The sequence below is a fragment of the Flavobacterium sp. ACAM 123 genome, assembly GCF_000264055.1.
Taxonomy (GTDB): Bacteria; Bacteroidota; Bacteroidia; order Flavobacteriales; family Flavobacteriaceae; genus Flavobacterium.
In genome coordinates, this window is sequence record NZ_AJXL01000018.1 from 19,840 (window position 1) to 31,479 (window position 11,640).

General features: G+C 34.0%; 10 protein-coding genes and 1 tRNA gene. 5 read left to right on the top strand and 6 right to left on the bottom strand.

Going from position 1 to position 11,640, the window contains the following annotated elements; all coding sequences use genetic code 11:
• Positions 1–14: 14 nt before the first annotated feature.
• The 3 genes from A3SG_RS0104890 to A3SG_RS0104900 form a co-directional block, all read right to left on the bottom strand.
• Positions 15–809 carry a hypothetical protein gene (locus tag A3SG_RS0104890; RefSeq protein ID WP_016988906.1) on the bottom strand — a complete coding sequence of 265 codons (795 nt, stop codon included), beginning with the start codon at positions 807–809 and terminating at the stop codon, positions 15–17.
• Positions 810–828: 19 nt separating this feature from the next.
• The gene (locus A3SG_RS0104895; RefSeq protein ID WP_016988907.1) at positions 829–1,149 is read right to left on the bottom strand and encodes a hypothetical protein; all 321 of its coding nucleotides are present in this window, start codon (positions 1,147–1,149) and stop codon (positions 829–831) included.
• 94 nt (positions 1,150–1,243) lie between these two features.
• A complete protein-coding gene (locus A3SG_RS0104900; RefSeq protein ID WP_016988908.1) occupies positions 1,244–1,621 on the bottom strand; it encodes a hypothetical protein in 378 nt (125 codons plus the stop codon).
• Between the two features lie 378 nt (positions 1,622–1,999).
• Between A3SG_RS0104900 and A3SG_RS0104905 the strand changes: the two genes are divergently transcribed.
• On the top strand, positions 2,000–2,245 hold the full coding sequence (locus A3SG_RS0104905) for a helix-turn-helix domain-containing protein (RefSeq protein WP_016988909.1): 246 nt from the start codon (positions 2,000–2,002) through the stop codon (positions 2,243–2,245).
• Between the two features lie 37 nt (positions 2,246–2,282).
• Here A3SG_RS0104905 and A3SG_RS0104910 read toward each other — a convergent pair whose 3' ends face one another.
• From A3SG_RS0104910 to rseP, 3 genes are all read right to left on the bottom strand, one after another.
• Positions 2,283–3,488 (bottom strand): site-specific integrase, encoded by a 1,206-nt coding sequence (locus A3SG_RS0104910; protein WP_016988910.1) that lies wholly within the window; start codon positions 3,486–3,488, stop codon positions 2,283–2,285.
• 225 nt (positions 3,489–3,713) lie between these two features.
• Positions 3,714–3,787, bottom strand: a tRNA-Asn gene (locus A3SG_RS0104915).
• Between the two features lie 104 nt (positions 3,788–3,891).
• Positions 3,892–5,235: an RIP metalloprotease RseP gene (gene rseP, locus A3SG_RS0104920; RefSeq protein ID WP_016988911.1), complete on the bottom strand. Its 1,344-nt coding sequence runs from the start codon at positions 5,233–5,235 to the stop codon at positions 3,892–3,894.
• A 202-nt stretch (positions 5,236–5,437) separates the two neighbouring features.
• On the opposite strand from rseP, the gene A3SG_RS0104925 reads away from it, so the two are divergent.
• The 4 genes from A3SG_RS0104925 to A3SG_RS0104945 all read left to right on the top strand — a co-directional run bounded on the left by A3SG_RS0104925 (position 5,438) and on the right by A3SG_RS0104945 (position 11,570).
• The gene (locus tag A3SG_RS0104925; RefSeq protein WP_029596616.1) at positions 5,438–6,508 is read left to right on the top strand and encodes an NADH:flavin oxidoreductase/NADH oxidase; all 1,071 of its coding nucleotides are present in this window, start codon (positions 5,438–5,440) and stop codon (positions 6,506–6,508) included.
• 430 nt (positions 6,509–6,938) lie between these two features.
• Positions 6,939–7,979, top strand: a complete 1,041-nt coding sequence (locus A3SG_RS0104930) for a Gfo/Idh/MocA family oxidoreductase (RefSeq protein WP_016988913.1) — start codon at positions 6,939–6,941, stop codon at positions 7,977–7,979.
• Between the two features lie 1,128 nt (positions 7,980–9,107).
• Complete coding sequence (locus A3SG_RS0104940) at positions 9,108–9,860, top strand: hypothetical protein (protein ID WP_016988915.1); 753 nt, start codon at positions 9,108–9,110, stop codon at positions 9,858–9,860.
• Positions 9,861–9,887: 27 nt separating this feature from the next.
• On the top strand, positions 9,888–11,570 hold the full coding sequence (locus A3SG_RS0104945; protein WP_016988916.1) for an SWIM zinc finger domain-containing protein: 1,683 nt from the start codon (positions 9,888–9,890) through the stop codon (positions 11,568–11,570).
• The last annotated feature ends 70 nt before the right edge of the window (positions 11,571–11,640 follow it).

Here is an 11,640-nt window from a genome sequence, read left to right on the forward strand (position 1 = left end):
TTAAAAATTTTTTTTTAAAAATTACTATTGTAAATACTATCTTTCTTTGAGTTTTCTTTATTGAGTTCCCTGCGTTCAGTATTTTGTCTCGTTACCTCTTTTTTTAGTCTCTCGTTCTCTCTTTTATCTTCGAGTTTACCGTCTTTGATTCTTTTTTGTAGGTCTGAAAGTTCATGATAAACGATCATTGTTTGAATGAACTCCTGAGAATGGTCACATAGCATGTTACAAGGAACGCTTACTTTACCTGAATGAACCAACTTGTTAAGATTATTTGATTCAGTCAATTCAATTACTATTCCGTCTTTTATCCAAGTTGCTCCATGATCCGTTACACTATTAAACTGTTCTTCTTTATCTTCATATTCACACATTGGTCTTCCATATCTTCCTTGCAGAATTTTGTAATAGGCTTCGTAGTAATATTTAGGGTCGTACGAATTGGAATTTTTATTGAATTTCAATACATGTCGAAGGTGTATTATTTTTAATTGATTGTTTTCCATTACATGAGTGATTTTAAAATCACACCCTTTCTCCAAAGTTAGGTAAAGGGTGTCTTTATTGATTTTCATTTTGCTCTCTCTAATGTTTTTTCTTGTAACGCTATCAAATTCGGCTTCTGTCATATTTAAATGATAATTCATAAAAAGAATTTGATTTTTCTTTGGGGTAGATTTACTATTTAAAGTTATTTCAGTTATTTCATCATAATAATCTACAAAGGAGGCTAGTTTTTCATTTTCATTTTCATTTTGTTTGCAGCATGCTAGAGTTATTATCAGGAAAAATAAGATTGTGTTTTTCATTATGATGTGATTTAAAATTTTAAAATGGCATTACACTTAAAGTTACTTGATTGTTGTTTTCTTTAACTAAGAGTGAAAGGAGGGGAGATTTATGGGTTTTATCATAAAAATTGTAATTAAGCTGTTCTGTATCTGCGTCCAAAGTTGGCTGCTCTATTTTCAATAGAAGTTCTCCTTCTGAACATTCATGAGCTTGATTAATCATTCCTTTAAAAAATTGGTAAAAATCCTTTTTATTAGGTGCTTCTGTCTCTACCTCCGCTAACATTAGAAAAGGCAAAAATGATTCTGGATCGTTATTGATGCATGATGAAATCAATTGCGTCTTAATTTTTTGCATTGATGTTGTCTCTTTCTTGTTGTTGTCAAATCATTATTAGCCATCATTAAAGATTAGTTATCTTATTTAATTGTGTTAGCTAATTCTTTTGCTGTTAGTCGTGAAATACAAGGTTCATGACATTGACTCCATCTGAAGTAGTTAGAATCATAAAAGGTTTTCCAGATAAATCTAGACTAAGAATTGCTTTGCTCTCATCTACTCTATCGATCAACGCATAACGCACTGAATCTTGAAAGTGATCTATGTGGTCGCACGTGAATATTTTTGGCGAATTTCCGTTATTAAAGTTTATAGAAACTGTTGCATTAGGTTCTGAATGCTTTGGTAATTTTACCAAAATATCTGAATCTAGGGACTTACCGTCTATTAGGTTCATTTGGCTGAACCTAAACTCATAAGTTTCAGTATTAGTCTGAGCGTTTGCAACTAATGACAGTAAGATCGCTAGCAAGAAGAATGTTTTTTTCATGATTTTTATTGTTAAATAATAATTCCTTTAGAAAGTGAATTATATTAAAATAAACCTAACTCACTTAATTAGTAGTATTTTACGGTTTCTTTTAAATGGATGTGTTATTTATTTAAGAATGGTCATTTACTAACAAAGAAACATTTATTACTTTCTGCTCACAATACCCACTTTAAGTGATTTGTTTGCAAAATAACTCCTTTTCAAAATTACTTCGTTACGGGTTTCCTCATTCTGTAAAATAAATCGTTATTCTTTTAGATTAGTGTATTGTATCACTCACGGATTTTATATCACTACACAAATCTAACTTAATTTTCGACTTATAAGTCGATAGCTGAAGAGAATTTTGATTTAGTCATTTGTTTTCTTTGTTCGATGCAGAAGCATCTAGAACAGATAGAACATGAATTAGTCAAAAGGATCTACAAAGAGTTCCTTGTAAAATTCGATGGGAATAAATCTGAGTTTGCCAGAGCAGCATTATGTTCAGAAACTACCGTAAGAAGAGTATTTAGAAACGAACAAAGAATGACTGTTGATTTATTATTGAGATTCTGTTTAGCTTTGGGTATAGAAGTAAATGAACTTTTTGAAGGGGTAAACATTTTAAATGAAAAATGAGCCTAAAACTTGTTAGATGCGTTAGACTCATTCTATACTATTTTAATTTGTCCTTAAGATTAGCCATCGCTTCACTAACTTTCTTCTGCACTACCTTTCCGTAACTTTCCTGTGTAATAAGCATATTAGAATGACCCAGTAGTTCTGATACAATTTCCATTGGAACGTCATTATAAAGTAATACAGTTGAAGCAAATGTTTTTCTGGCAATGTGGTGCGTCAATCTTTTTTCAATTCCAGTTATAGCTGAAATTTCCTTGAGATAAGAATTGAATTTTTGATTACTTATTGGAGGGAATATGCGATTACTATCGGTTGAGTATTTCTCAATGATTTCTTGAGCTTTTGGTAGAATTGGAATTGAGATTTGACGTTGCGTTTTCTCTCTCTTCATCTGAATCCAGTTCATGTCATCAAACCCTTTCTGAATGTTCTGCTTCTCAAGATTTGCCATTTCATTATAGGCTAGTCCTGTGTAACAGCAGAAAATAAATAAGTCTTGAATGGTGCTTAATCTCTTTTGTTTTAAAACTGCTTCCTCAAGGGTTTTAAGTTCTTCTGTAGTAAGGAATATAACTGTTTTGCGGACTGTTTTAGATTTGTGAAGTATAAATGGGTCTCTATCTAGATAACCTTCTGAAATCGCTTGTTTAATAGGTGTTCTAAGTCTTTGAATGGTTTTGTTGATGGTGATTTGCACCTGATTTTTCTCTGTCTTTAAATAGTAATCAAAATCGTCTAGAAATTGCAAACTCAACTCATCCATTGGGAAATCTCCCTTTTTAAACTTCCATTTTATAAATGACTCTAGATGGTTACCCACGTAAACAAATTTGTTGTAGGTACTGTCTTTGATTTCTAGTCCTACTAACTTTTTTATTTTGATTAGATACTGTTTGTAGTAGGAAAGGACAAATTCCTTCTTTTTGATTTCCACACCAATGAATGTATTGTAGATGTTGTCAAGAGTGCAATCACCACCTTGAAGTTGAAATACTAAAATAATGTTGTTTATCTTAATTTGAACTTGTTCAATCTGAGCATTAATAAATTTGTAGTTTGTGTCTTGTACGCTTGCTTTTTGAAGCTTGTTTTCCCAATAGTTTGGATTTACGAATAGTCCAGTAGAGAATTGTTTTCGCTCCTTGTTAAGAGTGATTCTACAATAAAGGGGACATAGTCCTTTAGAGTTTGTCTTTACGCCACTTATTACGAATAAGATGGTTACTTTTTTTTGGTTCATTTCCAATTGTGTTTGAGTTAAACAATTGGCATTACAATCAGTAAAATGGGGGTCACCTTTAAAATTTAGATGGTCACCTTATGGTCACCCTTTTTTTTCCTAAAATAAGTTGGCAAGTTGTCAAATGACAAAACCCACTATTCTCAGTATAACTCTGTGAAGTACTGATTCCATTCACTTTATTCCAAAAAAAAAGCCCGACATTGCTGTCAGGCTTTTAAAAAGCTCCCTCTCTTGGGCTCGAACCAAGGACCCTCTGATTAACAGTCAGATGCTCTAACCAACTGAGCTAAGAAGGAAACTGAGCAATAAAATTGTAACGTTTGTTACAGTTGTAAAGCGGTGCAAAGATAGGCTATCATTTGATTTGTGCAAACAAAAATTAAACTTTTTTTAATTTTTTTTACTTCCCTACAATTGCTTTGTAAATATCGTTTCCGTTAGCAAATAACAACAGCGATATAAGTAATACGAAACCAACCATTTGTGCGTTTTCAAGGAACTTGTCACTTGGTTTCTTACCGCTGATAATTTCATATAATAAAAACATAACATGACCTCCATCGAGTGCAGGAATAGGCAATAAGTTCATAACCCCAAGCATAATTGATAATAAAGCCGTGATAGTCCAGAACGTTTCCCAACTCCATGTACTTGGAAAAATATCAAATATGGCTTTAAAACCACCCACTTGTTTGTAGGCTCCCGTACTTGGACTGAAAATCATTTTTAGTTGTTTTCCGTATCCTACCACTTGGTTTTTTCCTTTCATGATTCCTACTGGAATCGATTCTAAGAAACCAAATTCTTCTTGGCTCACTTTGTAATATCCTAATTTTTCCATGGAAGCAAAACTCAAACCGGCAAGTTGAACGCCTAACATTCCGTCGTTGTTTACCGCAACCTGGATTTGCTCTTCTTTTTGATCGCGCAATACCATTGCAGAAATGGTTTTTCCTTTGTTGTTTTCTAATATAGCTTTTGCCTGATCTATGTACTTCGCAGCTTGACCATTAAGGGTAACCACAACATCTTTGGCTTGTAATTCTTCATTGGTAGACTCGTCAGTAACCGCACCAATGACAAATGGCCTTCTGATGTCCAGTAAGGTTCCTTTTTCATATTTAGACAATTGATCGATAAAATCAATAGGCATTTTTATGGTTTGCTGGGTTCCGTTTCTTTCGATAAGGATTGCTTTTCCCAAAACAACTTTCATGTTGATGTCATTGTCAAACTTCATTATTTTTGTACCATCAACCGAAATGATCTTATCACCCGTTTTGAAACCGGCGTTTAGCATGGCTTGATTTTCAATTAACAGCCCGTCTTTCATATCTGCATTAGCAATATAAGTGTCTCCGTAAGCAAAGGCCATCCCAATATAGATGATGAAAGCTAAAATGAAGTTGACCGTCACTCCACCTAACATGATAATCAAACGCTGGTAAGCAGGCTTAGAGCGAAATTCCCAAGGTTGTGGTGGCAAAGCCATTTGTTCCTTGTCCATACTCTCGTCAATCATCCCTGAGATTTTAACGTATCCGCCCAGAGGCAACCATCCGATACCATACTCTGTATCGCCAATTTTCTTTTTAAGAAGAGAATATTTAACGTCAAAAAACAAATAGAATTTTTCGACTCTGGTTTTAAATAATTTAGCGGGAATAAAGTGTCCTAATTCGTGAAGTACTATTAGTAATGATAAACTCATTAAAAATTGTGAAAGCTTGATAAATATATCCATTTTTTATTTTAAGTTCTTATTTGAATTGCACAAAAGTAGCGTTTTCTATTTTATTTTGAAAGCCTTATAATGGTGCTATTTTACAATTGCTTAGTCAACAATTATGCCATATGGTTTTTTACTTGGCTGGATGTCGCGTAACTTTACAGTGTCGCATTTAGACTGATCAAATTTTCAACACATATCTTATAAAATCATCATTATGTCATCACTATTATATTCCCCCTTACAAATAAAAAGTCTTTCGCTTAAAAACAGAATCGTTATCTCACCGATGTGTCAATATTCGGCTGTCGATGGCTTTGCTAATGATTGGCATTTGGTGCATTTGGGTAGTCGTGCCACGGGTGGCGCAGGGTTGATAATTCAGGAGGCTACCAGTGTTTCTCCAGAAGGAAGAATTTCCCCAGAAGATTTAGGCCTTTGGAAAGAGGAGCATATAGAAAAATTAGCGCAAATCAATCAATTTATTGTGAGTCAAAATGCGGTTCCTGGAATTCAATTGGCGCATGCCGGTAGAAAAGCTAGTGCAGCATCTCCATGGAATGGTGGACGAAAAGTAGCTGCTGACGAAGGAGGTTGGGATTCAGTAGCTCCTAGTGGTATTGCTTATCATGAATCAGAAAAAGCACCTATTGCATTAGATAAAAATGGTATTCAGAAAGTGATTGCTGATTTTAAGACAGCGACCATAAGGTCGGTAAAAGCAGGGTATCAGGTTATGGAAATTCATGCGGCTCACGGGTATTTATTGCATCAGTTTCTTTCTCCTTTATCTAATGTTAGAACGGATGAATATGGAGGGAGTTTTGAAAACAGAATTCGTTTGACACTGGAGGTGCTCGAAGCAGTACAATCGGAATGGCCAAAAGACTTGCCGTTGTTTGTTCGTATTTCAGCGACAGACTGGGCTGACGGAGGTTGGAACGCAGAAGAATCTGTACAGCTTTCTATAATCTTAAAAGATAAAGGAGTTGATTTAATAGATGTTTCGTCTGGTGCCTTGGTACCTTACCAAAAGATTCCTGTAGCTCCTAATTACCAAGTGCCTTTTGCTGTACAAATCAAAAAAGAAAGCGGGATCCTAACTGGAGCCGTAGGTCTATTAACTGAAGCCCATCAAGCAGAAGAAATTATCAGCGCTGGTAAAGCAGATTTGGTTTTGTTTGCTAGAGAATCGTTAAGAAACCCTTATTTAGCATTAACCTTTGCTCAAGATTTAAATGAAGATGTCTCTTGGCCAAAGCAGTACGAACGAGCTAAAACAAAATAGTCAGAGACTTTCGTTACATTGATGCTGATTATTTTTTGTACTATATCGAAATATAGAATTTATAAGCCTTTCAAGGCGTTTCGTTTTTTTTGAAATAGCATAGCTATGTTACCCGATAGCAAATGTTGAAAACACAAAATATTTTAAACTTGACTTTTAAAAGTATCCGGATTCTTAAATAAAAGATCAATAATATATAATAATTGTCATCTATGTCAAAGCGAAGCTTTCTCAGCCCAATCAAAATAATCTATGTTGCTATGTGGTAAAAAAAAGAATACAATTTGAGCTTGACTTTTAAAAGCGCCTGAGTAATTTAATAAAAAGCTAAGAATGAGTGTCCTCTATTTCAAAGCGAAGCTTTCTCAGTCCAATTAAAAAAATGATATTTCTGTGTGGTAAAAAACCGTAGCTCGATAAAATAAAAATTATGCAAAAAATAAAAACGGCCTTACTATCCTACGGTATGTCTGGAAAAGTATTCCATGCCCCATTTCTCGAATTCCACTCTGGATTTGAATTACTTGGTTCTTGGGAGCGAAGTAAAAAATTGATTCAACAGGATTATCCCAGTGTGAATAGTTATGCCACTTTGAAGGATCTTCTGGCATCTGATGCTCAATTAGTCATCGTGAATACGCCGGTGGGAACCCATTTTGAATATGCTAAAAAAGTACTAGTGGCTGGAAAACATGCCATAGTCGAAAAAGCCTTTACTACTACTGTAGCCGAAGCAGAGGAGCTGGTTGCTCTGGCGACGGAAAAAAAAGTAAAACTTTCTGTTTTCCAAAATAGGAGATGGGACAGCGATCTTAAAACAGTGCGGCAGATTCTTTTGGATGGCGTATTGGGCGACATCGTCGAAGCCGAATTCCATTTTGATCGGTATAATCCCCTATTGAGTCCGAAGCAACACAAAGAAACCGCTAATGCCGGTGCCGGGATTTTGAAAGACCTAGGCCCACATTTAATTGATCAGGCGGTGTATTTGTTTGGCTTTCCGCAAAGTGTTTATGCTGATATTCGCACGACACGTGAACACTCTCTGGTGGATGATTGGATTGACATTTTACTGTATTATACCAATTTTAGAGTCCGATTAAAAGCAAGTTTTTTTGTTCGGGAAGCGATTCCGGCTTACACTATTCATGGTAAAAAAGGATCTTTCCTGAAACCGCGAGGCGACGTGCAAGAAGACCACTTGAAACTAGGTAGAAAACCAAATCTGGAGAGTTGGGGAACGGAGTCTATCGAAAAGGAAGGACTCTTGCATACCGAAATTGACAGCAAAATAGTACAGGGAAAAATACCAACAGTGCAGGGGAATTATTATACTTTTTTTGATGAGGTTTACAATTCTATTGTAAATAATAAAAAAGAACCCGTTACCGGACAAGATGGACTGAGGGTAATGCAAATTATCGAAGCAGCCATTCAAAGTAGCGCTCAAAAAAAAGCAATCGATTTATAGGTAGATTATGGAGAATTAAGAAATTGAAGTATTGATTGAGTATCAAGCTCAATTCTTTAATTGTTAAAAAAAAAGCTTTCTAAGTTCCTCAAAAACAAACACGTGTCTTTTACAAGTGCTAATTCATCTTTCACAAACAATATTATTTTGATTTAGTGTCATAATGGTTTTTCAGAACCATAGCGCAGCTTTTTTTATTTTTAAGTTTTTCAAAGAATAAAACGAACTTTTTTCTCTGAGAGGGATTCGTTTGACTGTTTTGGCTTTTTTTTGGCAATAAGATTGTCTTTTGCAACTGGAGGGTAATAAAATCCCAGATAATAAGATAGCGTTGGGCTTAATTGCTGCTGATTTGCGAACTACCTTATTCGCTTTCAGTGGTGTTTTGAGAATCTTAATGTTGAGCCGAATCAAAGCTATTCAGGAAGTTTATAGGAGCATTACTTTTTATTTACCGCAGTAACGAATCACCCGCTTTTTGCTGTATCCACGCCCCAAAAGCGTGGGATGCCGCTACAATCGGGGATATTTATTGCGTGCGGTGGTTTTAACTGCGAACTAAAAAGCGTTTGAAGATCGTCTTTAATTATAAAATATAATTGTTTTGTCACGACAGCACTGGCCTTTATCAGAAATAAAGTGTCACTGTTAATGCAAGCACGCCTAAAAAACTACTGTTCAAACGATGTGCAAGAACCATCAAATCAAATCAAATCAAATAATAAATTTGTTTGTTAATGGAATACTTGGCTTTACAGAAACACGAACCAGCAGTCAACGAAATGTTGAAAAGTTGGAGGATAAATTATTAGATCATAAAAGAAGACCTCTTATATTTGACTATTATTGTTAAGTAAAATTAATCAATTGACAAGTTGACTGTCGTGCACAAATAAAAAACAGCAAATTAGTAGGGCAAACTTCTCAGAGACAAAAGAAAAGACCATTTGCTACTTATGGTGGTTGAAGTCTGCTTAAACGGTGATTTAGCAGATGAAATCCTAGGATGTTTCAAGAAAACAGTAATCAAAAATAAATTGACAAAGAATCTGTTTTGGATACCGCCAAAAAACAGAGCATAAAACACGATATAAAAGATAATTTTAAAACATTTTAGAAAAGATAAAAATGAAAAATAAAGTCATTAATTTATTTGGAGATAAAAATATTGTCCAAAACCAAGGCATAAAATATTCGTCATTATTAGAACAATTTTTAAGCCCTTTTGTTAAGGATTTTGATGATGCTGAATATTATGAAGATATTTTTGACTTTGCCATTAGAGCGTGGAATTTTGGCAATATGAGAGCTATTTTACCAGAGGGGGATGGCGATGCTGCAATTAATGCTGTAGAGGGGGAAAATATAAATACGGGTCTTCTAAATCGAATGATTGATGCTAAAGTGACCAAATTTAAAGAATTCACTAACTTCATTGTCGATTATGAGTTAAAAGAAACAACAGGTGATCCTGTTTTATCAGTAGTTACGAAAGAAAAGGATGACTACCTCGCGGCCATGTTAGAAGAGTTGGAAGGCCAAGATTCTGAAGACGATTTTAAAGAAAACTTTATCGATCGTATTGCAATTATTGTAAAACCATTGCAGCCATTTTTGGATTGGCTTTTTAAGCTTTATCCTGAGCATGCAGATGAAAAGTTTGAAGTAAATACCTATTTGTTAAGTGAAGATATTGAGGATGTGGAAGCCTGGCTTAAAAAGAAATACGACAAATTATTTATGATTGAATTAGAAGCTTGGCATACTAATAAAAAAGAGTGGCCACAAAAACGCAATTACAAAATGTTTAAACAATGGTTTCAAGTAGAAGTATCAACAATGGTTTACGATTTAGAAAAGGAGCCCGTTTATAAATCATAATAGAAGAAACACAATAAATGGAACTGTATGCAGATACCTTTAAACGAATTTGAGCAAATTATTGAAGAACCCATTTTAAAAAGAGGATTATCCTATTTTAAAAGCGGTGCTGTTTTAGATTTTTTAGAAATTGCTAAAGAAGAATATGAAGCCGTTGTCTCTGGAACGGAAAATTATATGGTTCAGTTAAAAATAAAAAATAATACGATAACTGAATATTATTGCGATTGCCCTTATGATTTAGGTCCTGTTTGCAAACACATCCTGGCTGCCATTTTTTATTTAAAACAAGACGAGTTGCACTTAAATGAGCCAAAACTTAAAAAAGTAAGAAAGGAAAAAACCACTTCGGTTGCCCAACAAATAAAAGAATTATTAAAAACCATTTCGCACAAAGAACTGGTTGAATTTGTACTAGAAAACAGTAAAAAAGACAAGAAATTTACAAACGTTTTTTTAGCGTCATTTGGTCATTTAAGTCAAACCCAATCTAAAGAATTTTATCAAAACCAAATTCATTCTATTTTAAAAACTGCCGCGGGAAGAGACGGTTGGATTGGTTGGTCAGATATGAAATATGTTGTAAATACAACACAACCATTTTTAGAAAATGCCAATAAATTTTTAGCGAATACTAATTATGAAAATGTGTTTTTTATTAGTACCGCTTTGTTAGAAGAAATGACCGAAGCTTTTCAATTTGGCGATGATAGTAACGGTGATCTTGGTTATTTTATAGAAATGGCAATGGAATTACTTTCAAAATTAGCTCAGGAAAAACTGCCTGATACGCTTAAACAAGAAATCTTTGAATACTGTATTTCGTCCTTTAACCAAAAAATATTTGAAGGGTGGGACTGGCATTTAGGAATGCTGGATCTTGCTGTCGACTTGATTAAAGAAGAATCAGATGCCAATATAATTTTGGATTGCTTAGAAACTGTTTCTGGAAAATATGAAATAGAAGAAGCCCAATCTCTTAAGTTAGATCTGTTAAGACGATTTAAAGAGGAAGCTGAAGTTGAAAAGTATATCAATAGGCACATTTCAAATTCCGAAATCAGAAAAAAAGAGATCGAAATAGCATTTAAAAATGAAAACTTTAAACGAGTAATTGAACTTGCTATAGACGGAATAAAACAGGATGAACAGGACAAGCCAGGATTAGTAAAAGTATGGTACAACTGGATGTTAAAAGTGGCCCAATCTCAAAAAGACACTCCTAGAATTATAGAGTATTCAAGATTTTTATTTATTAATAATTTCTATCCAGAACAAGACTATTATCAAATTTTAAAATACACAATTGCATCTGATAGATGGAATGATTTTTTAGAAGATTTGATAAAAGAACTCTCAACAAAAAAGAGATGGTCTGACGATGAATTAATTAGAAAAATTTATATTACCGAACAATCGTGGGATAGACTATTTCTCCTGTTAAAACAAAATTGTTCTTTAGAAAGCATCAAAAATAATGAAGCCTATTTATCTACCGATTATAAAAGCGAATTAATTCAAATGTATAGCAAAAGATTGATTGCTTATGTTGACAAGTATGTTGGGAGAAACCATTACCAAACAGCTTGCACTTACTTACGAAGAATGAAAAAGTTAGGCGGTAATGAGGAAGTAAACAATTTGATAGCATTATTTATAAAACAATATCCACAACGAAAAGCATTATTGGACGAATTAAGCCGGGTTTAAATAACTAGATTAAGAGCCATACTCTCCTGCTTTTAAGGCAGGTTTGTGATTATTCCCAGTTTTTAAATGA